24 protein-coding genes, 1 rRNA gene, 1 pseudogene and 2 riboswitches are annotated in these 24,739 nt (G+C 59.4%); of the genes and pseudogenes, 4 read left to right on the forward strand and 22 right to left on the reverse strand.

Annotation, left to right across the window (positions count from 1 at the left end):
* Positions 1 to 2 precede the first annotated feature (2 nt).
* Positions 3 to 2,093 carry a type I DNA topoisomerase gene (topA, locus tag AC27E8_RS08245; protein WP_487098793.1) on the reverse strand — a complete coding sequence of 697 codons (2,091 nt, stop codon included), beginning with the start codon at positions 2,091 to 2,093 and terminating at the stop codon, positions 3 to 5.
* A gap of 250 nt (positions 2,094 to 2,343) precedes the next feature.
* Here topA and AC27E8_RS08250 point away from each other — a divergent pair, with 250 nt between their 5' ends.
* The gene (locus AC27E8_RS08250) at positions 2,344 to 3,231 is read left to right on the forward strand and encodes an MYG1 family protein (RefSeq protein WP_487098792.1); all 888 of its coding nucleotides are present in this window, start codon (positions 2,344 to 2,346) and stop codon (positions 3,229 to 3,231) included.
* 85 nt (positions 3,232 to 3,316) lie between these two features.
* Here AC27E8_RS08250 and AC27E8_RS08255 read toward each other — a convergent pair whose 3' ends face one another.
* From AC27E8_RS08255 to AC27E8_RS08280, 6 genes are all read right to left on the reverse strand, one after another.
* Positions 3,317 to 4,102 (reverse strand): cell wall hydrolase, encoded by a 786-nt coding sequence (locus AC27E8_RS08255; RefSeq protein ID WP_487098791.1) that lies wholly within the window; start codon positions 4,100 to 4,102, stop codon positions 3,317 to 3,319.
* 5 nt (positions 4,103 to 4,107) lie between these two features.
* Positions 4,108 to 4,249, reverse strand: a riboswitch (cyclic di-AMP (ydaO/yuaA leader).
* 78 nt (positions 4,250 to 4,327) lie between these two features.
* A complete protein-coding gene (locus tag AC27E8_RS08260; RefSeq protein ID WP_487098790.1) occupies positions 4,328 to 5,230 on the reverse strand; it encodes a L,D-transpeptidase in 903 nt (300 codons plus the stop codon).
* A 71-nt stretch (positions 5,231 to 5,301) separates the two neighbouring features.
* Positions 5,302 to 6,402 (reverse strand): DNA-processing protein DprA, encoded by a 1,101-nt coding sequence (gene dprA / locus AC27E8_RS08265; protein ID WP_487098789.1) that lies wholly within the window; start codon positions 6,400 to 6,402, stop codon positions 5,302 to 5,304.
* A 129-nt stretch (positions 6,403 to 6,531) separates the two neighbouring features.
* A complete protein-coding gene (gene sucD / locus AC27E8_RS08270; RefSeq protein ID WP_014464126.1) occupies positions 6,532 to 7,431 on the reverse strand; it encodes a succinate--CoA ligase subunit alpha in 900 nt (299 codons plus the stop codon).
* A 15-nt stretch (positions 7,432 to 7,446) separates the two neighbouring features.
* Complete coding sequence (sucC, locus tag AC27E8_RS08275) at positions 7,447 to 8,601, reverse strand: ADP-forming succinate--CoA ligase subunit beta (protein ID WP_041695111.1); 1,155 nt, start codon at positions 8,599 to 8,601, stop codon at positions 7,447 to 7,449.
* Positions 8,602 to 8,788: 187 nt separating this feature from the next.
* The gene (locus tag AC27E8_RS08280; RefSeq protein WP_487098788.1) at positions 8,789 to 9,169 is read right to left on the reverse strand and encodes a hypothetical protein; all 381 of its coding nucleotides are present in this window, start codon (positions 9,167 to 9,169) and stop codon (positions 8,789 to 8,791) included.
* Positions 9,170 to 9,297: 128 nt separating this feature from the next.
* Here AC27E8_RS08280 and AC27E8_RS08285 point away from each other — a divergent pair, with 128 nt between their 5' ends.
* Positions 9,298 to 10,758, forward strand: coding sequence for an ATP-binding protein (locus AC27E8_RS08285; RefSeq protein ID WP_487098787.1), 1,461 nt, complete (start codon positions 9,298 to 9,300; stop codon positions 10,756 to 10,758).
* A gap of 79 nt (positions 10,759 to 10,837) precedes the next feature.
* Complete coding sequence (locus AC27E8_RS08290) at positions 10,838 to 11,632, forward strand: polysaccharide deacetylase family protein (RefSeq protein ID WP_487098786.1); 795 nt, start codon at positions 10,838 to 10,840, stop codon at positions 11,630 to 11,632.
* Here the strand turns inward: AC27E8_RS08290 and AC27E8_RS08295 are convergent.
* The 12 genes and pseudogenes from AC27E8_RS08295 to AC27E8_RS08350 all read right to left on the reverse strand — a co-directional run.
* Positions 11,618 to 11,863: pseudogene (locus AC27E8_RS08295) on the reverse strand (YraN family protein); the annotation flags it as partial. The gene AC27E8_RS08290 and the pseudogene AC27E8_RS08295 sit on opposite strands and share 15 nt — an antisense overlap.
* Before the next feature lie 7 nt (positions 11,864 to 11,870).
* Positions 11,871 to 12,128: an EscU/YscU/HrcU family type III secretion system export apparatus switch protein gene (locus AC27E8_RS08300; RefSeq protein ID WP_041695110.1), complete on the reverse strand. Its 258-nt coding sequence runs from the start codon at positions 12,126 to 12,128 to the stop codon at positions 11,871 to 11,873.
* A complete protein-coding gene (locus AC27E8_RS08305) occupies positions 12,115 to 13,206 on the reverse strand; it encodes a hypothetical protein (protein WP_487098785.1) in 1,092 nt (363 codons plus the stop codon). The genes AC27E8_RS08300 and AC27E8_RS08305 overlap by 14 nt, the downstream gene beginning before the upstream one ends.
* Positions 13,196 to 13,846 carry a ribonuclease HII gene (locus tag AC27E8_RS08310; RefSeq protein WP_487098784.1) on the reverse strand — a complete coding sequence of 217 codons (651 nt, stop codon included), beginning with the start codon at positions 13,844 to 13,846 and terminating at the stop codon, positions 13,196 to 13,198. Before AC27E8_RS08310 ends, AC27E8_RS08305 begins: the two co-directional genes overlap by 11 nt.
* 84 nt (positions 13,847 to 13,930) lie before the next feature.
* Positions 13,931 to 14,827, reverse strand: a complete 897-nt coding sequence (gene ylqF / locus AC27E8_RS08315; RefSeq protein ID WP_487098783.1) for a ribosome biogenesis GTPase YlqF — start codon at positions 14,825 to 14,827, stop codon at positions 13,931 to 13,933.
* Between the two features lie 51 nt (positions 14,828 to 14,878).
* Positions 14,879 to 15,223: a 50S ribosomal protein L19 gene (gene rplS, locus AC27E8_RS08320; RefSeq protein ID WP_041695108.1), complete on the reverse strand. Its 345-nt coding sequence runs from the start codon at positions 15,221 to 15,223 to the stop codon at positions 14,879 to 14,881.
* Positions 15,224 to 15,405: 182 nt separating this feature from the next.
* The gene (locus AC27E8_RS08325; RefSeq protein WP_014464114.1) at positions 15,406 to 15,540 is read right to left on the reverse strand and encodes a hypothetical protein; all 135 of its coding nucleotides are present in this window, start codon (positions 15,538 to 15,540) and stop codon (positions 15,406 to 15,408) included.
* Positions 15,541 to 15,597: 57 nt separating this feature from the next.
* Positions 15,598 to 15,730, reverse strand: a riboswitch (cyclic di-AMP (ydaO/yuaA leader).
* Positions 15,731 to 15,764: 34 nt separating this feature from the next.
* A complete protein-coding gene (locus AC27E8_RS08330; RefSeq protein WP_487098782.1) occupies positions 15,765 to 16,550 on the reverse strand; it encodes a hypothetical protein in 786 nt (261 codons plus the stop codon).
* Complete coding sequence (locus AC27E8_RS08335; protein ID WP_487098781.1) at positions 16,547 to 18,205, reverse strand: hypothetical protein; 1,659 nt, start codon at positions 18,203 to 18,205, stop codon at positions 16,547 to 16,549. The genes AC27E8_RS08330 and AC27E8_RS08335 overlap by 4 nt, the downstream gene beginning before the upstream one ends.
* Positions 18,198 to 19,475, reverse strand: coding sequence for an O-antigen ligase family protein (locus AC27E8_RS08340; RefSeq protein WP_487098780.1), 1,278 nt, complete (start codon positions 19,473 to 19,475; stop codon positions 18,198 to 18,200). The genes AC27E8_RS08335 and AC27E8_RS08340 overlap by 8 nt, the downstream gene beginning before the upstream one ends.
* A 50-nt stretch (positions 19,476 to 19,525) precedes the next feature.
* Entirely contained in the window at positions 19,526 to 20,020 is a 495-nt protein-coding gene (locus AC27E8_RS08345) for an acyl-CoA thioesterase (RefSeq protein ID WP_041695106.1), read from the reverse strand.
* A 151-nt stretch (positions 20,021 to 20,171) separates the two neighbouring features.
* Positions 20,172 to 21,218 carry a M23 family metallopeptidase gene (locus AC27E8_RS08350; RefSeq protein WP_487111428.1) on the reverse strand — a complete coding sequence of 349 codons (1,047 nt, stop codon included), beginning with the start codon at positions 21,216 to 21,218 and terminating at the stop codon, positions 20,172 to 20,174.
* A gap of 96 nt (positions 21,219 to 21,314) precedes the next feature.
* Here AC27E8_RS08350 and AC27E8_RS08355 point away from each other — a divergent pair, with 96 nt between their 5' ends.
* A complete protein-coding gene (locus AC27E8_RS08355) occupies positions 21,315 to 21,719 on the forward strand; it encodes an acyl-CoA thioesterase (RefSeq protein ID WP_041695105.1) in 405 nt (134 codons plus the stop codon).
* A 13-nt stretch (positions 21,720 to 21,732) separates the two neighbouring features.
* On the opposite strand, the gene AC27E8_RS08360 is transcribed toward AC27E8_RS08355, so the two are convergent.
* From AC27E8_RS08360 to rrf, 3 genes are all read right to left on the reverse strand, one after another.
* A complete protein-coding gene (locus AC27E8_RS08360; RefSeq protein ID WP_487098778.1) occupies positions 21,733 to 22,644 on the reverse strand; it encodes an RluA family pseudouridine synthase in 912 nt (303 codons plus the stop codon).
* A gap of 33 nt (positions 22,645 to 22,677) precedes the next feature.
* Positions 22,678 to 24,540 (reverse strand): aminodeoxychorismate synthase component I, encoded by a 1,863-nt coding sequence (pabB, locus tag AC27E8_RS08365; protein WP_487098777.1) that lies wholly within the window; start codon positions 24,538 to 24,540, stop codon positions 22,678 to 22,680.
* Positions 24,541 to 24,603: 63 nt separating this feature from the next.
* A 5S ribosomal RNA gene (rrf, locus tag AC27E8_RS08370) occupies positions 24,604 to 24,720 on the reverse strand.
* Positions 24,721 to 24,739: the final 19 nt, after the last annotated feature.

Consider the following 24,739-nt stretch of genomic DNA (forward strand, 5'->3'; position numbering starts at 1 on the left):
CCTCATTTTGCCTGTGCCTCGGTCGCCACCATTGGATGAGCCTTTTCGTTGCTGCACACCACCACGGTCTTTCCCTTCCCGCCTTTTTCGACCATCGGATGCCCGCAGACCGGGCACACCTGACCCGTTGGGCGCTGCCAAAGCACGTAATCACACTCGGGATACCCACTGCAGCCGTAGAACACTTTCCTCGACTTGCCTCGACGTTCCACAAGCGGTTTCCCGCACTTTGGGCAGGAGACCGAAATTTCTTTCAGCACCGGCTTGGTGTTTCGACACTCTGGGAAACCTGGACACGCGAGAAACTTCCCATACTTGCCCGTTTTGTAGACCATCAGGCGGCCGCACTTTTCACACCGCACGTCCGAAACCTCTTCCTTCAATTCCACGTGCCCCAGTGCGCTTTCCGCCTTCTTTAAATCCTTCTCAAAGTCATGATAAAACTGATCGAGCAGCTCGATCCAGTTCGCGTGGCCCTCCTCGACCTTGTCTAGTCGACTTTCCATGTCGGCGGTGAAGGACACGTCGATGAGTTGGGGAAAGTGTTCCTTCAGGATGTTCACCACAATTTCCCCAAGTTCCGTTGGGACAAATCGCTTTTGATCGAGCGTTACGTATCCGCGCTTCAACAGGATGTCGATGGTCGGCGCGTACGTGCTCGGCCGACCAATCCCCAGTTCTTCCATGGCTTTGACGAGCGACGACTCCGTGTAGCGCGGCGGCGGCTGCGTAAAATGCTGCTCGGGTTTCCAGGTCTTCACCTGGACCACATCACCCTCTTCGAGGGGAGGGAGCAGTTTCCCTTCTTCTTCTTCGCTCTCGTCGTCGCGGCCCTCGGTGTAAAGCGCCATGAATCCAGGAAACCGGACGACGGAACCGGTCGCGCGAAACCACGCACCGTTTGCCTCGAGATCCACCGACGTTGTGTCGAGAATGGCCGACTCCATCTGACTCGCGACGAATCGTTCCCAGATGAGCTTGTACAGGCGATACTGATCGCGCGACAGGTGATCCTTCAGCCGGTCCGGATGCCGCATCACGGACGTGGGGCGAATCGCCTCGTGCGCGTCTTGTGCGTCTTCGTTTTTTGCATATTGCCGCGGCCGATCCGGCACGTAATCCTCGCCAAACGATTGCCGAATATAAGCTCTCGCTTCTTCCTGCGCGGACTGCGCGATGCGCGTCGAATCCGTTCGCATGTAGGTGATGAGACCGACCGTGCCTTCGCCCGGCACATCCAGCCCTTCGTATAACTGCTGCGCAATTTGCATGGTCTTGTACGCTCGGAACCCGAGTTTTCGTGCCGCCTCTTGTTGGAGACTGCTCGTCGTGAACGGCGCAGCGGGATTTCGCTTCCGCTCGGATTTCCTGACCCGACGCACGATCAGTGAATGGCCTTCCACACGGGCCAACAGTTCGCGCACGGCCTCTTCGTTCGGAAGCGGTGTCTTTTCCTCACCATAACCATGAAAGCGAGCGACGAGCTTCTTTCCGTGTACTTGGCCGTGGGCGTCGACAGTCCAGTATTCCTCAGGCTGAAACGCTCGAATTTCGTTTTCGCGGTCGACAATGAGCCTGAGCGCCACTGACTGCACGCGGCCTGCAGAGAGGCCCTTTTTCACCTTTCGCCACAGCAACGGACTCAGCTTGTAGCCTACAAGACGATCCAGAATGCGCCGCGTTTGTTGCGCGTTGACGAGATCCAGGTTGATCTTCCTCGGATGTTGAAACGCCTGTTTGACTGCGTCCTTCGTGATCTCGTGAAACACGACACGACAGTCATCGTCAGGATTGAGATCGAGCAGATGTTGCAGGTGCCAAGCGATGGCTTCCCCTTCGCGATCAGGGTCCGCCGCGAGATAGACCTTTTTCGCCTTCTTACTCGCCTCGCGGAGCGCCTTGATGACATCGCCCTTCCCGCGGATGGTAATATATTTCGGTTCGAAACCATGTTCCACGTCGACGCCGAGTTGGCTCTTGGGCAAGTCTCGCACGTGGCCCATGGAGGCTTTCACTGTGTACTTGCTCCCCAGATACTTCCCAATCGTCTTCGCCTTGGCAGGCGACTCGACGATGACCAGATAGTCTGACACGCCACGATCCTCCATTCGTCGCAGCCTTGGCAAACCCTGTCCTTGGTTCAAACCATATTATCACCGGGATCCTTTCCTTTGCAAACGGTGGACGCGCCGTCCCTCACTTTGCGCAGCTTGCGTGCGCGCGCCGTTTCGTCCTGGACAGATGGAGCGAAAGTTCCAGTTGTGCTGTCCACTTCGTGAATGGTAACGTGAAGGCAAAGGCGGATCGCGCCGTCCATCCGTTGGCAAGGTGGTTCATATCCTTATGAAAATAGGTACGCACCATGGAAAGTTCCATGCCGATGAAGTGTTCGCCGTCGCGATACTCAAAGCGATTTATCCAGACGCCCGCATCGTCCGCACCCGAAATAAATCGGTGCTGGCGCAATGCGATCTCGTCGTCGACGTCGGCGGCGGCCCTTACGATCACCACAGCGTGCAAAAGGTACATCGCCCGAACGGCATTCCCTACGCTTCCGCCGGCCTCATCTGGCGCGATTTTGGCGACCGATTTCTGGAATCCCTTGGTGTGGAGCGGGAAGAGGATCGAGCGCTGATATCCAGCAACATCGACGACAAACTCTTTCAGGCTATCGACGCGATCGACAATGGAATCGACCTAGAGCGGGACATGCGAATCAAGGGAATCTCGGAGCTCGTGAGTTCCTTCAATCCGCCGTGGAATTCGCAGGAGGACGAAAACCGAGCCTTCGAGCGAGCTTTAGACTTTGCTACGCAGATTCTCATGAACTACGCGAACCACGAGATCAGCCGAATTCAGGCGACGGAGATTGTGAAAGCGGCTTATGCGGCTCGCAAGGAGCCTGCGCTTTTGGTCTTGCCAACCTGTTGCCCCTGGACAGAAACTCTGCTCGAAATGGACCCCGCTGGCGAAGTGCTCTATGTCGCCTTTCCGGATAAGACCGGCCAATATCGCCTTCAGGTTGTGCCCAAAGGTCCCGGGACATTCGAAGCTCGCAAGCCTTTGCCGAGCGAATGGGCGGGCAAAGAAGGCGAGGAGCTTGTATCCATTTGCGGCGTCGAAGATGCGGTGTTTTGCCACCCCGCGCGATTCATCGCGGGCGCAGAGACGCTGGACGGCATCCTGCAGATGGCGGAAGAAGCGTTGGCGGCCGAACCATCGAATCCCTGAGGCCGCGATGCAATCCGAAGAAAATGGAGAGCCAGAGTTCGGTAGTGAACCGAACCTGGCTCTTTTGGGCAACGTGTGCCGCTGCTCACTTCGCAAAGACGAGGTGACCAATCTTGCTAACCACAGGCTGACTCCAAACCCAGCTTCCAGAAGGCGTCTCGGAAGGATTGTAGAACACAAGCGCCCCTGGGACGACATCGTCACCGTTCAGGACGTCGAGTGCAGCCTGGACATTCTGCGCGTCGGGTTGCGAATAGATATAACCGTTCGCGACACTTTCAAACTGATAGTGACCGTCGCTCACTTGAAAAACGACCTGCTGCACCGTGTTCCCGTATCCACCCGCTTGAATTCGATGCATGATGACGTCGCCGACAGCGATCTGCGCCTGAAGTGGCTCTCCTCCGGCTTCCGCGTGAATGACGTGCTCCAACCAGTAGAGTTCGCTGCTTGTCGCGGAGGTGGATGCGGCAACATGGGCCTGAGGGACGTGCGAAGACCGAGATAGGCCGACCGGCACACGGACCGTGGATCCAACCTGGAGATTTAAGGGATTCACGGCGGGATTGGCGGCTAACATTTCGCTGGTCGAAACGCCAAATCGCTTCCCAAGGAGAAACAGCGTGTCTCCTCGTTTGACCGTGACGTTTTCGACATGGGGAACCTTTACGGAACTGCCGATCTGCAGATTCTGCGGGTTGACGTCCGGATTTGCGGCCTCCACAAGCTGCACAGGCAGGCCGTGCGAGTGCGCAATCGTCCACAGCGACTGCCCTGGCTCTACGGTGACGGTCTCCGCAGAGGCGTTCGACACACTGAGTGCCGCGGTCGCGACCATGGCACACCCTGCGATCCAAGTTCGAAACGGCATGTCATCCATCCTCTCGTTTACGCCTCCGAGGTTAGTTGTCGGGTTCGGGTAACGAGTCCCCTTCGCGCCCCTCGGCGCGATTCACCCCAAGGCCAAAGGCCTTCAGTCCCCCGTACGCGCCCTTGCGCGATTCGGCAAAGTCTTGGACGGCGACCATCATATCAGCCTGTACGACCGGAGAAAACCCAAACTTGTTGACATCTGAGGTGCTTCTAACCGATGGATCTACTCGGTTCCACGCATCGTGTTCGGCGAAATCGCGACCAGTGTGCCATATCCCGTGAGTTCCCAGACGTGCTTGGCCGCTCGAATCGGAAGCTCCACGCAGCCAGCGCTCTGTGGCTTGCCGTACGTCTGACGCGGGAAGCCGTGGATGGCCTGTTCTCCATAGAAGAAGCTCACGTACGGCACATGCTCCACTCGGTAAGGCCGGCCGCTTGGGCCGATTCCTTGCATCGTCTGTTCTCGGTTTCGCAGAAAGATGGCGTGAATCCCGGATTGAGTCGGGGTGGCCGGCAGGCCGGTGCTGCACGGCGTTTCAAAGACGACGCCACGTCCATCTTCCCATACGCGAAGCCGCTCAGGGAGCGATTGGTCGACCAACACCATCCGATACGGATGGGTTGCCGTGAGACCTAACGCCCATGCGAGTTCGAGTGTCCGACGAACACGAGGTCCGGTGTACCCATCCACACGAAGGCCGTGATCGGCCTCGAATTGCATCACCGCGCCCTTCGTGATCTCTGTGTACTGCTCCGGATTCCACGTCCGTTCAAGTTCGATGGGGACATTGGGCGAATTCCACGTCCAATAGCCGATTGGAACGCGACCCCAGTCCTGAGGATAGAGGCGCTCGGTCGGTAGGATCGCGTGATACCTGCACGGGAGATAGCCGAGTTCACTAAGGACAACGTGCAAGCTCCAAATCGGTTCGCCGCGATCGCCCACTGTCCAGACCAAAGACGTCGGAGGGCCGGTGAAACTCCGCATCCCAGGCTGAGCATCATTCATCAAGTCGGGTGTGGCGCCCGCGCAATGAGGTTCGTTCGCCCACATGCTCAGGAGGGCCGATGCGCTCACCGCGAAGATGCGAGCCAAGGCCACGAATACACTGCGACGCCCCTTCATGCTCATCGTCCTCCCACCTTCCTCATGTAGGATGGACGATGGGACGCACGAAGAGTATTCCATTGATTGGCTTATGAGCCGGACGGCGCTCGGTTCGGCCGAATGTGATACGTTCCATCTGGGTGGCGCGTGACCATCGAAGCGAGTTCCATCTCGAGAAGCGCGCCGAAGACATACCCGAGGTCGAGATGGGCGACGGCGGCGAGCTCACCCGCGCGAATGGGCTGATGCCGTGCGAGCGCCTGATAGCAGGGCTCGAGGTGCGCAGGCACCTTCTGGGGTCCTCCGTTCTCGACGTCCGTCTGCTCCGGAAACAGATCATGGGGATCCACGAGCGGGATGGCCCCGTCGAAAAGCAGACGGTTGACACCCCGACTGGCCCGCGACGTGATGGGGCCGGGAACGGCATAGACGTCGCGCCCCAGATCGAGCGCGCACTGGGCCGTGATGAGCGCACCGCTTCGGTCACCGGCCTGGACGACGATGACCGCTTGACTCAACGCCGCAATCAATCGGTTGCGCTCAGGAAAGTGATGTTTGCGGACGGGGGTACCGGGCGGATATTCGCTGACGAGGGTACCGGTGGACGCGATTTGATGGTAGAGTCGCCGGTTCGACGGCGGATAGCAGCGGTCGATCCCGCATCCCAACACGCTGACGGTGTCGCCTCCCACCTCAAGAGCCGCGGCGTGCGCAGTGGCGTCGATGCCTATAGCAAGTCCCGACACGACCACCGCACCCCGCCGCGCAATCTCGCCTGCAATCCACCGCGCCGCTTCCATGCCGTAACTGGTCATCCGCCGGGTCCCGACCATTCCGAAGACCACTCGCTCAGGAGAGAGACATTCCTTTCTCCCTCGAACGAACAATACCAGTGGTGGGTCCGGAAGGTCTAACAAACGGCGTGGATAACCGTCCGCCCCGTGCACGAGTACCCAAATGCCGCGGTGTTCCAATTGGGACTTGATCCGATAAGCCGACGGTTCTGCGCGGCGCCAGGCGTCCAGCCGACTTGCCTGCGCTGCGTCCAGACCTCCACAAGCAACCCAGTCCGCGATCCGCGCCTCGTGAAACGCGCGAATTCCGCCGAATGCCCGCACCAAGCGCCGCAACGTGCTTGGCGCGAGCCCCGGACACAAGGACCACACCAAGGCGAGTTCGTCGTCGCCCACCTACGATCCCTCCAGCCCGTTTTAGGCATCGTAAGTCGCGCTGATTCAAATCGTCCATGACGTAAGCGAAAAAAGAGTTCGCTTGGCGAAACCAAGCGAACTCTTTGGGCTGGAACAAACGAAACGCCTTCACGCCTTGCAGCGCTCGAGCAAGCCGCGCTCCTCTAGCACCTGATACAGCGTCGAGCCCATCTCGGACGGCGTGGGGGCCACGCGGATGCCGCACGCCTTCATCTTCTCGATCTTGGACTGTGCCGTTCCGGAACCACCCGACACAATCGCGCCCGCATGTCCCATTCGCCGTCCCGGAGGGGCCGTCGCACCCGCGATAAATCCGACGACGGGCTTCGTCATGTTGTTCTTAATCCACTCCGCCGCTTCTTCCTCTGCGGATCCGCCGATCTCGCCGATCATGATCACGGCTTCAGTATCCGGGTCCTCGTTGAACATCTTCAGCACGTCGACAAAGTTCGTCCCATTCACCGGGTCGCCGCCGATCCCGACAGCCGTCGACTGGCCGAGTCCCAGCTGTGTCAACTGGTACACAGCTTCGTAGGTCAGCGTTCCGGAACGGGACACGACGCCGATCTTCCCAGGCGTGTGAATGTATCCAGGCATGATCCCGATCTTGCACTCATTCGGCGTGATCACGCCCGGGCAGTTTGGACCGATGAGCCGCGTCTTCTTACCCTCCATGTACCGCTTAACCTTGACCATGTCAAGAATCGGAATACCTTCCGTGATGCACACAACCAGTTCGAGCCCGGCCGCCACGGCTTCCATGATGGCGTCCGCGGCGAATGCCGGCGGAACGTAAATGACCGACGCATTTGCGCCCGTCTCGCGGACGGCCTCCTCGACCGTGTTGAAGACGGGCAACCCCTCGACCTTCGTGCCGCCCTTCCCTGGCGAGGTGCCACCCACGACCTTCGTGCCATAGGCAAGCGCCTGCTGCGTGTGAAACAGTCCGGCAGATCCCGTGATGCCCTGGGTAATGACGCGCGTTTCCTTGTTCACCAGAATGCTCATCGCGAGTGTCCCTCCTCAGACCAGCGCCACGATCTTTTGGGCAGCATCCGCGAGCGAATCAGCCGCCACCAACTTCAGACCGGATTCGTTCAAGATTTTCTTTCCTGCTTCGACGTTCGTGCCCTCGAGGCGCACCACGAGCGGCTTGTCCAGGCCCACCTGTTTCGCCGCAGCGACCACGCCGTTTGCGATCACGTCGCATTTCATGATGCCGCCAAAGATGTTGACGAGAATGCCCTTCACTTTGGGATCCGAAAGGATGATTTTGAACGCGGCCGTCACCTTCTCTTCGCTCGCGCCTCCGCCGACGTCCAAGAAGTTGGCAGGCTCTCCACCGTAATACTTGATGGTGTCCATCGTGGCCATGGCCAGGCCCGCACCATTCACCATGCATCCAATGTTGCCATCCAACGCGATGTAGCTCAGCCCGTACTTCGACGCCTCGATTTCTTTGGGGTCTTCTTCGTCTTCGTCGCGCAGACTCACAATCTCCGGATGCCGATACAAGGCATTGTCGTCGAAGTTGAGCTTGGCATCGAGTGCAATGATGTCGCCTTCCGCAGTCAAGACGAGCGGATTGATTTCCGCGATGGAGCAATCCTTGGCGACATACGCGTTGTAAAGCGCCATCATGAATTGAGCGGCCTTTTTCACCGCATGCTGCGGCAGCTCAAGTTTGTACGCGAGGTTGTTGGCCTGGAATGGCGTGAGCCCCGTCAACGGATCAATCGTCTCGCGGAAAATCTTTTCCGGGTGTTGGGCAGCGACCTCTTCGATCTCGACACCACCCTCCTGGGAGGCCATCATGACCAGGCGCCCCTGGGAGCGGTCAAGAACGAGACCTATGTAGTACTCCTTCTCGATGTTCGTCAGTTCTTCGATAAGCAGGCGCCGAACAATGCGACCCTGTGGTCCCGTTTGATGTGTGACAAGGCGCTTGCCGAGAAGCTCGCGTGCGTTTGCCTCGACTTCTTCCAGAGACTTCGAGACTTTGACGCCTCCCGCCTTGCCGCGCCCGCCTGCATGGATTTGAGCTTTCACCACAGCCTTGCCACCGAGTTCCTTTGCCGCTTCCACAGCTTCCTCGACCGTGAAAGCCACTTTCCCGCGCGGGACTTTGACGCCGAATTCAGCCAGGATGGCCTTCGCTTGATACTCGTGGATGTTCACGATGTCCGTCCTCCTTTGTCCCCCTACGGATACGGCGCACAAAAAAACCGGACAAACGTTGCCATGCCGTCTGCCGACCTTGTGCCATCTATCAGGATAGAACTTCGCAGCACGTTTGACAACGTCTTGACCGGTTGAGACGATGAAAACGCATACAGAAAACCTTGACAAATTCGTGACAGGGTATCTATAACGCAGTGTGAACCAAACTGCACAAGTACGAAAACGCAAACACCGCAACCAGCGCGCCCAGTAGACGCATCGCGGTGCGATCCCGCAACACGTGAAGGATCACGCCGATAGCCAACGCGAGCGTGTCCGCAAACAGACTCGCGACGAGCGCGTTCTGCTTCCACCCGACCGGCGTGAGCCCAATCACCGCCAAGATGAAAGACGCCGCCGCCAAGATGATGGCGCCCCCCCGGAGAACGACGTAATCGTCTCCCGTCGGGCGCGGGCCTCGGTGAAGTCGGCGATGGCGCCGCCTTTGATACGCGCGAAGGTCGATCACTTGGCCGCGCCGTCCCTCCGCATCTCCTCTCGCGATCCGCTTCCTCGGGTTTTCCATGACGGCTCCCTCCTGAAACTCGCCATGCCTGGACGATGCGAACGAGATTCTTCCCTACATTATGGCTCATGCACCGAGAAATTGCTATACGTAGGTTGTGAAAAGTTCCGAAAGCGAGGCGAATTCACGTGTTGGGACATGCCTTCGGCGCCATTCGCCACGGTGCCGACGTTCAAATCGTCCGAGTCCAAGCTGACGTGGGACCAGGCTTTCCCCGTTTCACGATTGTGGGGCTCCCCGACTCGTCGGTCAGCGAGGCAAAAGCCCGGGTCCGTTCCGCATTTCATCATGCCGGACTCCCTTTCCCAAAGGGAAGGATTACCGTTAATTTACAGCCCGCCAGTCTGAAAAAGCAAGGATCTTGGCTGGATCTCGCCATCGCCGTGGCCATTCTCCGCGCCTCGGGCTCACCACCCCTCCCTCACGACTCCACGGTCTTTGTCGCTGAACTTGCACTCGACGGCGGACTCGTGCCGCAGGAGGGCCTGAGCGCCATAGGGCTGCGCATGCGCGACGAGGGACTGTCTTCTCTGTGCGTCAGTACACACCAACATCTTCCGTGGCCGTTGGAGAACATGTTTGATCTCATGCGGGCTGCCAACCTGGCCGATGTCGTGGCACAACTCCGAGCGTCCCGGGTGCACGTCCCAACCGTCCGGCCCCATCACATTGCACGGCCCGAAACCGCTCGCGACCTCCCTCCACTCCGTGGACACCCCGTCGAATATCGACTGCTCGCCATTTGCGCTGCCGGACGCCACACGCTCCTCATGGTCGGATCGCCAGGCGTCGGGAAGACAACACTGGCGAATGCGTTTGCTCATCTTTTGCCTGATCTCACGGAGGACGAAGCGCTAGAAGTGGCGGCATGGCAGGAAATCGCGAATCCCAACTACGCCTTCACCCTCCGGCCGCCCGTCAGGCGTCCTCATCATGCCATCACGGCGAGGGGAATGCTGGGCGGAGGCCGGTTGGGTTCTCCCGGGGAAGTCACGCTCGCACATCGCGGCGTGCTGCTGTTAGACGAAATGCTGGAGTTTTCACACGTCTCGTTGAACGCTCTGAGAGAACCCTTGGACAGGGGGATGGTGGAAGTCGTCGTGAACGGTAGGGCCATGCGGTTCCCAGCTTCCTTTCAACTCATCGCGACTGCGAATCCCTGTCCATGCGGATATCGAGGATACGGCGATTGCTCGTGCCCCGACCCGGACGTTCGAAGATACTGGACGCGCTGTCCTGGCCCGATTCTGGACCGCATCGATGTTGTGCATCACGTCAACCGCGACCTAGGTCGCGAGCTAGGCGAAGCATCGCTCGACGACTGGATCGAGAGGGTTCGCGCAGCTACAGCGCTACTTGCGCGCGTCCCGGATCGAACCTCCACCCTCTCGGACGAGGCGCGTCGAACTTTGCGGCGCGCTTGCGATCGGCTGCACGCGTCGGAGCGCGATCGGGTGAAAGTCGCGGCGCTCGCGACCACCATCGCCGCACTCGGAGGGCGAGACGAAGTTCTGACATCTGACGTGGAAGAGGCCATGATCTGGCGTCGTCCAGGCTCTCTTTCTCCCATGCGAAATGCTATCACGTGAGCGAAATCCAGGCATAGGAAGCGACATTTGAAGCAAGTTATATCCACCGAGGCGTTCCAAGAGGAGGGAGGGACAGCATGTGTTGCGCCACATCGGGTCAGCCGTGATCGGTTGGCTCGCTGCCACCGCACTCGTAATCGTCGGCACACCCACGGTGCACGCAACCTCATCAGGAGCAACCAAGGTTGTCTATCTGACGTTCGATGATGGCCCGAGTCAACGATATACGCCAAAGCTCCTGGATATCCTGCGCGGCCAGCACATCCCAGCCACATTCTTTGTGGTGGGCTATCGATGTGAGCAGTTTCCAGATATCGTGCGTCGGATTCAGCGGGAAGGCCACGAGATCGGCAATCACGGTTTTTCTCACTTCGATCCCAAAAAGCACGCTCTCGAAGAGCTTGTGCGTGACATCCAGAAAACCGACGCAGTCGTGGAGAAGACCTGTGGAACGAAACCTCTATATTATCGACCTCCGTACGGCTCCATCGCCGCAAGCGAGATCGACTGCGTGCACCAGTTGGGTCATCCCATCGCCCTGTGGACCGTCGATTCGATGGACTGGAAAGCCAAGTCGGCAAGTGCGATTGTCAGCCAAGTGGAGCGCCACGCACAGCCTGGGTCCATCATTTTGTTCCACGACGGGATTCGTTCGAGCCGATACACCATCGAAGCGATGCCGCGCATCATTCGCGACTTTCGCCGCGACGGATACACTTTCAAGGCACTGCCCATCCGCGATTCAGAGCGGATAGAGGCGTTCGTGCCGAAAATGGACGACGACACCGTCCTTCCACGTGATACCTACGACGTCCAGCGCAAACACCGGCCATCGGTCGGCACGCGCTGCATAGGCCGTCAGAGCCGCGACTAATTTGGGAATTTGGGCTGGGCTCAGCGCGTAGATGGGGTCTCCCTCGACGGGCGATGTGCGAGTCTTGACTTCAACGGCTACGAGCTCGTCTTCGTTTTCCGCAATGAGATCCAATTCTCCGAAACGCGTTCTCCAATTGGTTTCGATGACGCGCCATCCCAAACACCGCTCAAGGTACTGGCCGACAAAGGATTCGCCCAAGGCCCCGAGTTCGCGCCGATTCGGCCGCATAAGGAATTCACGCCCTGCGGAAACGGTAGAGATAAGCCAAGATTTCAGCTACCGCTTGGTACAACTCGGGCGGAATGACTTGATCGACTTCCAGTGCAAACAAGGCATCCACCAGTGCCGTCTGCTCCACCACGGGGACATGGTGTCCCTCGGCCGTACGCACAATGGCCTTTGCAACCTCTTCCGCGCCCTTTGCGACCACACGAGGCGCTAAATCCTTTTGAGCGTCGTATCGAAGCGCCACCGCTCGTTTAGTGCGTTGCATCGGGGCCATCTCCTTCGTCATCGACGGTCCAGGACGTGAGTTCCCAGCCACAGGCCTGAAGAGAAGGCGCCAGAACCTGTTGTGCAGCCCGCAGGTAGGCGATAAACGGCGCATCCTGAGAACAGGTGATGTGCACATGCAAGGCTGGCCGCTGGGCCGTGAGCACACAAGTCACAGGATGACCGTGTAACTCGAGGTCGAGACGCAGCCGGTGTACCAGCTTCCCCCGGAGCCCCATGCGCGTCCGCCGCTCAGCACGCCAGCGAACGGCTACGGGAGGATCGCGACGCGCGGGGTCCTGAATCACGAATAAACCCGTACCGCGCCGATCCAATGGATGGGGAGCGACCGACGCAAGAAGCCGGTCCAGCAACACCCACTGCATGAGGCGGTTCTGCTCCGCCGGCCCAAGGCCTTGATGAATCCATTCGCGTCCCACAGAAGCGAATGAAATGAGGGAAGACGTGGGACACTCGCGCAATCGAAGGGTCGCGTGACCTTCCGTCGACTGAGCAAGTTCCCGGATGACGGACCACAGATGCCTGACAGACGCAGCGAGGATCCGCGCATGGCCGACGTCCACATCCTCCGGTCGTAGTTGCGCAGGAGATGTGGGCTCCTGTACAACTGCGCCATCTGGGAGCGCGGTGAAGTCGGCGTCGCCGATGTTCGTGGCCGTCTGCGCCGCGGCTGACTGGTCTGCCCCGCGCCGTATTCCTTCGTCCAACGGCACAGTCGCTGTGAACTCGGTCGGTGACCACTGTCCTGCGCGCTGCGACGCGAGTTCCTCCGACGCGCCCTGAGCACTCGCCTGAAGCACGGTGTTGAGCAACGCAGCCCTCCATCCCCGCTCGCTGGTCCACAGGACATCATCTCGCAGGATCTCAAACGGCAAGAGGTCCAAGGCATCCACCGGGCTATCCGACGCCTGTTCACCTCTGGCGAGTGACGGCGCCTCCGCAGCCGCGCGATGTGCGCTGCGATCCGCCCGGTCCGCGCTGGCGGGCGCGGCGCGCTCGACCCCGCGCGCAACAGGTTGCAGTTCCGCCGGAGAAATGCGATGGATGCTAGGATCCATAGCCCATCTGCTCCTTCTCGCCCACGCACGCCCGCACGGGGGCGAACGAAAGTCGATGTACCACCGAGGGCCCTAGGCGACGCAGCGCTTCCAAATGAGCGCGTGTGCCGTATCCCACATGTTCGGAGAAACCATATCCAGGAAACTCCTCATCCAACCGCGCCATGAGCCGGTCGCGAAAAACCTTGGCGATTACGGACGCTGCAGCAACGAGCAACGATCGCGCATCTCCGTCGACGACCGGCAATACGGGGACGCGATGCCGAAACCCGCGGTTTCCGTCCACCAATGCCAGATCGACAGAAAGCCCCAAAGCGTCAAGGGAGCGCACCATGGCAAGCTGCGTCGCCTGGAGGATATTCATCCTGTCGATTTCTTCAGGACTCGCCAATCCGATGCCCACGGCAAGAGCCCGGGCCCGAATGCGATCCGCAAGCTTCGCTCGCACATTCGGCTTCAGTTGTTTGGAATCCATGACCTCTTTCAATTCTGCATACGTCTGTGGTTCTAAGGGAAGAACGACACTCGCCGCGACCACAGGGCCGGCAATGCACCCCCGGCCCACCTCATCGACGCCTGCCGCTCGACCGCCACCACAGAGCGCCAGATCCAGGCGATAACGCCTCGTCCACGGCTCCATCTCAGTCCTCCTTGTCGTTAGTCTACATCGTCTCGAATCAGGCCGCCATCGCGGATAGGAAAATCGGTGCGCTCCAGGTGCAGATCAATCTTCAGGCCACTCGAGCGATACAGGCCCAAGCCGACCTTCCTGGAGGTCGTGGATGACCATCTTCGCGACACGTTCCTCATCGACGCCTCCTCCAGCGACAAGCGCGCCGCGCGTCCGACCGATGTGTTCAAACCACGGTTGGACGGCTGGCCAAACGTCCTGAATGTTCGTCCACTCAATGGGCGCCTCCACGCGAAGACCATAGCGCTGGGCCAACGCTTGTGGATACCGCCCGCTCAAATAGGCGAGTACGTAGGCGCACACTTCGTAAGCCTCGAAGATTTCTTCCTTGATGGCCCCACTCGCTGCGAGTTTCAACCCCTGCTCATCATTCGCGAGCTTGGGCGCGAGAACTCCCGGTGTGTCGAGCAACTCCGTGTGTCCCACGCGAATCCATTGCAAGGCACGCGTCACACCCGGCCGATCCCCCGTCTTGGCCACGGCACGTCCCGCAAGCTGATTCACGAACGTCGACTTGCCCACGTTGGGGATGCCGCAGATCATCCCGCGTGTAACCGCCCGCTCGATCCCACGCGCGCGCGCTCGGTCCATCTTGTGCTCCACAACCTCGTCAAGTGCGCGCCTGAATTCGCGCAGGCCTTGTCCTGTTCGGGCGTTGACGGGAATGGCGATCACGCCTTCACGGTGAAACCGTTCGACCCACCGATCCGTGCAACGAGGATCGGCGAGATCGATCCGCGTCAGCACCACAAGCCTAGGCTTATGGCGCGCGAGTTCGTCGAGCACGGGGCTTCGGCTGGATACAGGCAACCGCGCATCCGCCAATTCCACGACCACGTCAATGCCGCGAAGTTCCTCTGCCATCAGCCGCTTCGCTTTCGCCATGTGCCCCGGAAACCATTGAATAGGCAATACCCCATCACCTTCCATTTTTCTGGAACATGAAAAAAGCGCAGGTCTCTTCCTGCGCTTTCTGGTGTCTTATCGCCGAACTTCTTCGATCCGCGCTGCCTTGCCGGAAAGCCCACGAAGATAATGCAGCTTGGCTCGACGCACTTTGCCCCGGCGGACCACTTCAATCTTGTCGACCTTGGGCGAATGCAGCGGAAACGTCCGTTCGACGCCGACCCCGTACGAAACCTTGCGAACGGTGTAGGTTTCGCTAATGCCGCTCCCGCGGCGCCGAATCACCACGCCTTCGAAGACCTGAATGCGCTCACGCCCGCCTTCTCGGACTTTGACGTGAACCCGCACCGTATCTCCTGGGCGGAAATCCGGAATGTCCTTGCGGAGTTGGTCTTCCACCACTGAACGTAGCAAGTTCATGGTAGACCTCCCTTCCCAGCCAGTGTTCGTGTCTCGATGGACAGAGGACCACTGTGATTACCCGCATCATTATAGCTCACGAAACCGGCGAACGCCAGGCCTTTTTTAGACGCCGCGCCCACTCGTCGTCATAGCTCATCACCATGAAAATCGGGCGCCCTGAAGCGCCCGACGAAGCGTTCTCAAAGTCCAACTTGCTTCTTCCGTTTGCGTGCGCCCTTGGATGTCCCACGCCCTTCTCCGCGCTCCATGCGCTTCAGCGCATGCAGGATCTCCAAGTCGCGCGCATACTGCGTCAATTCCGGCTTCATGACCATTTCGATCAGCTCCTTGACTGAAAGATTACCTCTCAGCCAAGTTCCGATTTGGAACGCCTGACCTTCCTACAACGCTTACGGAGTTAGCTGACGGGTTCGGGTGTAGGAGCCCCTACGCAGCAAAGCGCTGCGATTCACCCCAAAACATTGGGTCCTCCGCTTCCAATACGGAACTCAGCGACAGGTCATAGTGCGAGTATACCATGTCGTGAAAGCTCACGCAATCATTGGACACCCTGTTCCAGTTGTTGCACCAGCGAGACTGGAATCTGGACTTTCGCCAATTGCGCATTGTTGATATCTTGGAAGATCGTCGTTGTCTGCATGATCAGCGATCCAACCGAATCCACGACGCCAACAGACTGGGTCTGGATCTGACGAATATACCCAGACGTTTCGCCCACGTAAAACACGTACGCGACCTGGCTTGCATGGCTCGACAGCTCTGTCGCCGAAGCGCCAGGCGCCCCACCCAAGAACGCGGGAAGGGAAACGATGCCATTCGGAACCACGACTCGGTAAACGTCGCAATACTCGTCCACCACGTAGGTCCGGTTCATCTTCTCGAGCGGCAGGTGGTGCGCTATCGCATACTCGATGACGTCACGGTAGCCCGCGTATGCGTTCAGCGTGGATACCGGCTGCGCAGGAGACCAAATCGTCCCATCCTGCTGATAGGCAACCTGCCCCTGTTGATAGAAGGCGATGTTGAAGTTATTCTCGTGCACCTGAATGCTCGCCATGTTCGGTTGCTGAATGGTTCCGTACACCGTGAAACTCGTGTGCAGATTGCCATTTTGGATATTCACGGCTGTCTGCATTTTATACATGGTGGCGGCCTCGCTCTTGTCGAGAGCGTTCAACAGCGGGGACCACGGCGCGTGGTCACTCACGACCTGCGTCGCCGTACCGGAGGCAATGGATACAGACTGAACAGCAGGCGTGCACCCCGTCGAGAGGAGCCCCGCGCAGATCACACACGCAAGTAGGTTCCGTCGGCCCGACTTCATCGCGATCCCCCCTCTTCCTCTCGGCGAGGCCGGTACAGCCAACCACCCACAATGACTGCCGCCAGCGCGATACACGCAGCGGGCAAGACCGGAGCATTCGACGGAGCAATGATCAGATAGTCTCCCGTTCCGTAAATGTCCAGCGCCAGGACTTCCTTGGGTACTCCCTCCAGATGCAGCGGTGTGACGTTGACCACATTCGTGCGAAACACCCGCCAAATCCGGACCAACTGACCGGTGCCGTCGGCATTCGGGACAAAGCGGTACGCCGAAAAGTAGCGAACCGGCGAGTTGCGGATGTAGGAAGGATCATTGGTCAAGATTTCGGGATACGGCCTGACGCCTGTCAACACGGTCTCAAACCGGAATGTCTGACTTGGAGCGGTGTACACGCGCTTCCATGTGCCCTGCTGGCTCACGGTCAGAATGTACGCCGGGCTCGCGTTGACAAACACGGCATCGCGCCCGCCTGGCACCAGCGGTCCAATCCGAATGTCGTTCGGTACGGGATTCTCGGCGGAACCTTGGTAGCTCGCCACGATCTTCCCGAGATTCACGTCGTACACGTGTAAGGAGTTGTCTCCGACGAGCAGAATTTGAAGGTCCTTGGTGCTCGTGAAGTGGCCCTCTCCGACGACGCTCTCAGCTTGCATGGTAATGGTCGATCCGCGAGGCGCACCGACACCCAACAGGCGGTCGTTGGAGATGTACGCCCCCGCTCGATCCGGCTTCACTCCGAGTTCCGCGAGGCAGTCGTCCCAATTCGCGATCTCCTTCGCACTTGCCTGGTTGGCGATGGCCTGGAAGCTCGCAGGGTACGCTGCGGGGTCGAGGGCCGCCTCCACCGCCTCCTGGTCTGTCAAAAACGGGGTCAGGTATTCATACACCCGGCCGTTGTCCACATACCAATTCGCCAGTTCATACGGAAAAAACGCGCGGACGAGATCGAGCGGGTTGACGCGAGCCAAATCCTGCGGTGTCGGGATCACCTTCTTCAGTCGGCCTCCGACCGATTTCAACTCGACAATCTCGTACTCCCCTTGAGCCGTCTGCAGGACGTTGTAGAGCGCATCCGGCGAATCCGTGGCTGAGATCGCACGTTCCTCCAATTCCTGCCGCGTCGGAATGTGGCTGTCAATGGTGATGATGGCCTGTCCACCTGTGACGGGAATGACCGCGAAGGGCGCCTCTGGTGAATTCTGAACCCGCAGGTTGACTTGAGCATCCTGTAAGACCCGGAAGTGCGTGAGAAACGCCCAGTCATTGAGCGGGAGAAACACTTGCGCTATCACGACGCTCGCTCCACCCAGGAGCGACGCCACAGGCCTGACGCGACCGACGAGGATGGCCAAAAGCCAAAGCAAGAGAAGCATCGCAACAGCGACTAGCGCCTGCTTGAGCTTGCTGGCAAACGCGAGCGTGCTGTAACCTTCGGCCACCATGAGTACGAATAGTGTATAGATCAACCACCGCTTGCGAATGGGCCGCTTGAGCGACGTCATCCACAACAGGATGATTGCGAGAGCGGCCAGCACCCCGTAAAGCGCGAGATCGTCGACCAGGGGACGTAATATCCAGACGTACACGGCATTGGCAAACAACGCCCAAAAGACGTACCAGATCCACAATCCGACGGTCTTCCACGATTTAGCCATGGTTCTCCTCCTGACCAGCGAAGGTCCGGCTCCACAGGAGCAGCAACCCGACCATGAGGAAGTAGTTGAGGCAGTTGGCCGGATACTCAAACACGTTTTCCACCACATTGTGCACCAAGAGCGCGATCACGCCGATCAGCCCGCCCAAGGCAATGGGGCGATGGGCGCCGACGGCGCGGCGCACCACCTTCTGCACCACTTCCACCACAATGCGTACATGCAGAGCAAAGAAGAGCACGAGTCCGACGAGACCCGACTCCCCCAACACCTTGGCGTAGTAATTGTCCGAGTAGATGGACAGTCCCTTGTCCGAAGCCACCGCGCCGCCGTAACGCCCGAGTCCGGCTCCGAACAACGGACTTCCAGCGAGCTGGTCGAACGCCTGCTGCCATCGGACCAATCTCCCGCCCTGGGACGACTTGATGTAATAGACCTGGGAAAACAGGTCCATGACGCGGTGATGAATGGGGGGGAGGAAGAAGCCCATGACCCCCAACACGACCACCACGGCAAGCAAACGGCGTTCAAACGCGAGGGCCACCAGGACCACACCGACGCCAAGCCCCAGCCAGGCGCCCCGTGTGTATGTAAGGAGAAGCGTGACCAGGCAGAAGAAGCCTCCTGCGAGAAAGATTATTTTTCGAACCCGATTCTTTTCTGCAAAGCCCATGCCGATGATGAGGGGTGCCATCATCTCCATGTAGGCACCAAGCTCGTTCGGCGATTTGAGGACAGAGAACACCCTCGTGCGCACATGTTCCCCGACATCCACCCAACCGGGCGGGATGGGCACCGCCAACACATATTGGAGCACGCCGTCCAGGCCGATGAGCATGGCCAGCGCGGCGGCGACGTACAAAAAGTACGGCGCATCTTCAGGTTCGACGACGAATGGCAGCAAAAGACCAAACAGCATATCGTACATGTCGGCCCTGAATCCATCAAACGACGTCCCTGGACTGCCGAGTCCCATGAACAGCAATGCGATGAGGTACGTGATATACCAACCGGCATATTTCGACCAGGCGAACACTTGAGGACGATGGCCGCGCATCACGCGATTCAGCGCCACGAGTGCGAGAACGGCGAGTACAACTTTGTCCCATATCGATCCAAGCGGATGCACAAACTGTCGAAGCGTATAGTCGACCAAGGGAAAGGAAACCAGCAGTGTCACACATCCCTTGGCTAAGCGCTTGCCCACGAGTCGTGACGGCGCGAGCGCTGCGCGATACCCGGGATCCGCTGTTCCGAGAAAACGATTTTGCATGTGGCACACTCCTACCTCACCTACGTGATCGCAGCCCTCACCGTCAGGGGTCAGGGCATCGGGAACTCTCCTTGCGACGCGGCCTGGCGGCGCGCGAGCCGCTGTTCCCTGCGGCGCGGAGCCGATTCGTAATGCGCCTTTTCCTCTTCCGTTTCCGGAAGGACGGGCGGGACTTCTACCGGGCGCCCCTCTTCATCGATGGCGACAAACGTCAGGTACGATCTCGCCGTAAGGACCGTTTCCCCCGTGAGCAAGTTCTCCGCCAACACCTTCACAAAGACTTCCATCGAAGTCTTGTGCGCGTACGTGACGAAGGCCTCGAGGTGAATTGCCTGACCGACTCGGATGGGTGCTAAGAAATCCAAGCTATCGCTGGACGCGGTGACCACTCGCTGTCGGGCGTGTCGCATGGCGCTGATGGCTGCGATTTTATCAATGTAGGCCATCACTTTGCCTCCAAAGATGGTCCCAAATTGGTTGGTATCCGGCGGAAGCACCAAGTCGGTCATGTAGGTCCGAGACAAGCGCGCAGGTCTGGGTTCCAAGGTTCGCCCCCCTTGCTGGATCTGGCGTGGATACACAAAAGAAAACGGGTACGGACCGCCCCTGGGTACCCGTTTCCTTGGTCTGCCGGATTCACTCCGTCCTATACAATATCACATCGTCGACATCGCAGGACAGGTCTCGACCTGATTTTCATGACGTCGATGAAGGATTCGCGACGGGTCCCCGAAGGACCACTTGCGGTTGGCGCTGCCACTGCAACAGATACGCCGAGGGATTAAAGGCCCATTCGCGTCTGCCCGTGTCCTTGTACATGCCAAAGTGGAGATGCGGCGGAAATTTCCCCGCAGTACCCGGAGGTCCGTATCCCGTCGATCCGACGTAGCCAATGATCTGACCGGGACGAACCAAGTCGCCGGTGCGAAGCGACTTCGCGTAGGCGGAAAGGTGTGCGTAGTAATAGTACGTGTTGTTCGCATCCCGGATCCCGATTCTCCAGCCGCCATATCGGTTCCAGCCCATGAGTTCCACATAACCGTAGGCGCAAGCAAGCACGGGCGTCCCGTAGTTCGCGAAAATGTCCACACCTTCGTGGATCCGGCGCCCACCGTAACTTCGGCCCGCTCCAAACGTGTGCTTGATGGTGTAGTTATACCTTTTGTCAATCGGAAAGGCGTGGCCCTGCGGGTCGATGCCGAAGGCGTGGAAGATCCGCGCGAACCCGTTCACCCGCTCCACAGCCACAGCGTCTTGGAACAAGGTCCACACGGCCTGGTCCTCATCTTCTCCCGCTTCCTCATCGATGAATCGCGCCAGCGATTTGATGCGGTCCTCAGGGTCGAATGGAAGTGCAAGGAGGTCTCCGTTTGCATCCTGGCCGAGGCCCCCGAACAGCGCAATGGTAGGGGCAAACACGTCCTCTGGGTTGGGATTCGCCGGACCGCTCCATGCCGGATCGTCCATCGCGTAACCGTAGTAAGGAGCACGTTCGCGGACGTCCTTGGATTTGGTCAGCTCGGCATACCGATCAATGGCCGCGAGCACGGCCCAATCGACGTCATACAGATCTCCGTATTTCTTGTAAATAGGAAGCAACTGATCCTGCGGATGGGCGTTTTGATGCTCGGATGCCTCGACCTGAACGGGAAACGCAAAGAGCGCGGCCATCCAGAGACAGGCGCTGGCCCTTAGAAGACGTGTGAACCGGGGAAGGCGCGTGATAGAATGAGTGCGGCGCAACCACACCACCCCTTCGTTCGAAACTTCTACGCCTTACCGTCCCCATGTGCGCCGATTGTATGCCGGGGATGACGAAGGAGAAAGAGGCATCCTGACATGAATGTCACACAAATGGAAATCGTGGTTCGCTGTACGGAGATCGATATCAACGGGCACGTGAATAACGCCAAGTATCTGGAGTACTACGAGTGGGGACGAGAAGATTGGTTTGAACAGCAGGGACTGGATTACCACACGCTCAAGAGCCTCGGCGCCGTCACTGTGGTGGCGCGCGCCGAGGTCGATTACCACCAGGCAGCGCGCCAGAACGACCGCCTGACCATCACGACGTGGCTCGAGCGGACAGGGCGAACAAGCCTGCGGATGCGGCAGCGCATCACGGGTCCATTCGGCGCCCTTGTGAGTGAAGCGCTGTTCGTTCTCGTGACGGTTTCTCCCGACACAGGAAAGCCGGTCCTCGTGCCCGAGCCGTTACGCGCGCTCGCAGCACCTGGGGCTTGAAAAACGCTAGGGTTCAGACGAGATCTCCAACCTCATAACCGAGCGCGCGAAGCTTGTCCGCCATGCGGTCGGGAATGGGCGCCTTCACATCGACGTCCCGCCATTTCACGCGATGCGCATGAAGGTAGAAGCTCTCTCCGGGGATGGGGCGAGCGCCATACTTTCGATCTGCCAGAAGAGGATGGCCAAGGTGTGCCATATGCACGCGGATCTGGTGCGTCCGCCCCGTCAATAGGCACAACCGAACCAGCGACGTTCCGCGGCTCGATGCGACGACTTCATACACCGTCTCGCTTGGCTTGCCGCTGTCTTCGACCACACGTGTGACGTTCCCTTCACGCCGGACGTCCACCGCCACGCGGCCGCTGCCGGACCATTCGCCTTCGACGATGGCGAGATATTCCTTTTCCACTTCGCCTCGTTGGAACGCCTCAGCCCAAGCTTTGGCTGCACGCGCCGTCTTCGCGAACACAACGACCCCACTCGTATTCCGATCGAGGCGATGAACCGGCGCCGCGCGAAAAGCGCCTTGGCGCGCGCCGCGATCGTACACATAGGCTTCCACTTGCGCGGCGAGGCTCGTCTTGTATTCCCCATCTGCCGGATGGGTGAGCACACCCACCGGTTTGTTCACCGCGACAATCTCGTCATCTTCGTACAAGATGTCGATGGCGCGCGAAACACCGTGGTATTTGGCAACGGGATGAGCGTGAAGCGATGCGTAGTCTTCATCACGGAAGTAGAGGTGCACGATGTCGCCCTCGTGCAGGCGCGTGTCCTGTTTGGCGCGTTTTCCGTTGACCTTTACGCGTCCCGTACGGATGCTCTTGTACACGCCCGACAGAGGAAGCCCCGGCAAGAGCATCCGAAGCCACTTGTGAACGGGCTTCCCATCGTCGGATGGGCCAATGACGATTTCAATCAAAGTTGCCTCTCCTCTCTTCGCGCTGGAGCCGCCTTACCGCTTTCGAGGTGCAGGTCCGGAGCCATCCACAAGCACCACCGGGATCACGCCCCGGAGGCTATTCAACCAACACCAGCGCTTGACGCGGTCGATCTCGGTGAGGTGCAGGACGCGTTCGCACAACTCGCCCTGGCGGATCAGGCGGGAACGCAGGGCCCCGGGCAAGAGCCCGCATTCCACAGGCGGCGTGTACCAGGTGCCGTCGATTTCGTACGCGATGTTCCCGAACGTGCCTTCCGTCACTTCCCCGTCCTCGTTGTACAACAACACGTCAAACGCCTCTGGCGCGCAGCTGCGAACGCGATCATAAAAAGCGCGATCGGTGGTCTTATGATATAACCAAATCCACTGGCGATCGACCGGCTCAGGTGACATGGCCATGGTGCGGGGGCCAGCATGTCGAAGGGCCTCGTGGATGGTGCGTGCAAAGTACGAATCTTCGAATGGGATTGCTTCCCAGGTGATATGTCCTGACAGGGACACACAGAGCCTGACACGCCAGGTGCCTTCGGGATGTTCGGCAGCACACGCGAACATCGCCTCGTCCAGCGCGCGCGGCTCAAGCGGAATGCCGAATGTGCGCGCCGACGCAAGCACCCGGTCGCGGTGTTCCTCGTAGAGGAACCACCTCTGGTCGTCCAGTCGGATGGTCTCCAGAAGTTCGATAAACGGACCCATACCTGCCCGCTCGAGCACAGCCGCTTTGAGAAAGACCTCGGCTTCCTCGCGCTCTGGCGACGAGTCCCACGTCACGCCACTTCCCGTGCCATACATCCACGTGCCGCGATCGCGCCGCCCGACGAGCGTTCGGATAGCGACGCTCCACACCTCCCGGTCGTCGGGCGTCCAAATTCCGATGGCCCCGCAGTACACGCCGCGCGGTACCCGCTCCAGCGCTGCGATGGCCTGCATCGCTGCGGCCTTCGGCGCGCCTGTCACAGATCCACATGGAAACAGAGCGCGAAAGATATCCACCGTGTCGATCTCCCGGCGCAACACACAAGAAATGGTGGAGGTCATTTGCCACACCGTCGGATAGGCCTCGACGTCAAACAACCGATCCACCTGCACCGTCCCAGGGACCGCAATTTGCCCGAGGTCGTTTCGCAAGAGATCGACGATCATGACATTCTCGGCTCGCTCTTTCTCCGAACGCAGCAGGTGAGATCGATGGGCGAGATCGTCCTCCTGACGCCGAGCGCGGGGAGACGTCCCTTTCATGGGACGCGTCACGATGCTCCTGCCGTTTCGCCGGTAGAACAGTTCAGGGGAGACCGAAACGATGTCCCACGGCTCCACGTGAAGCCAGGCGGCGTAAGACGCCCTCTGTGAGCGGCGCAGCGCTTCATAAAGCAGTTCGGGAGCCATACGCCCTCGAAACGCGATACGGCCGGTGGCATTCACCTGATACACATCGCCGCGGGCGATGGCTCGGCGAATGTGGTCGACCACTTCCCGGTGAGGTTGCGAGAACCCAGTCCACCACATCGGGGATGTGCCCGTAGGGTTGTAAGCGACCGTCTCCCATGGGGCGGTCGGCGTGCGATCCAGGCCGGATGCCTTTTCACCATGTCCACTTCGCTCAACTCGGTCAAACGCAGCAAACCACGCCAGAGGAAGATCTGCGAACGGACGATGGGCTCGCAAATGCTGCGCAAAGGCGGGCGCAGCCTCGTACGACACAAATCCGCAGACCCATGCGCCCTGCTTGGCGCACGCCGCGGCGGCATTCATCGCGGCCATCACGTCCTCCACGTGGACGGCACACCAAACGTGGCGTGGATGTTGAAACACGAGTCGACGGGAGGGCTCCCCCTCCTCCAAAGGAAAGTCGTACACAAGCTTCAACTGTCCCATTCGCAGACACCTCGATTTCCAATCAAAAAAGGCCAGGCTGATGTGCCTGACCTTTTGTCTCTCGCCTGGCAACGACCTACCTTCCCAGGAGGCTTCCCTCCCAGTATTCTCGGCGCTGGAGGTCTTCACGTCCGTGTTCGGGATGGGTACGGGTGTTGCCCCTCCGCTATGGTCACCAGACCTGCTTCGCTCCATGCTC

This window comes from Alicyclobacillus sp. CIJ1, from assembly GCF_057538885.1.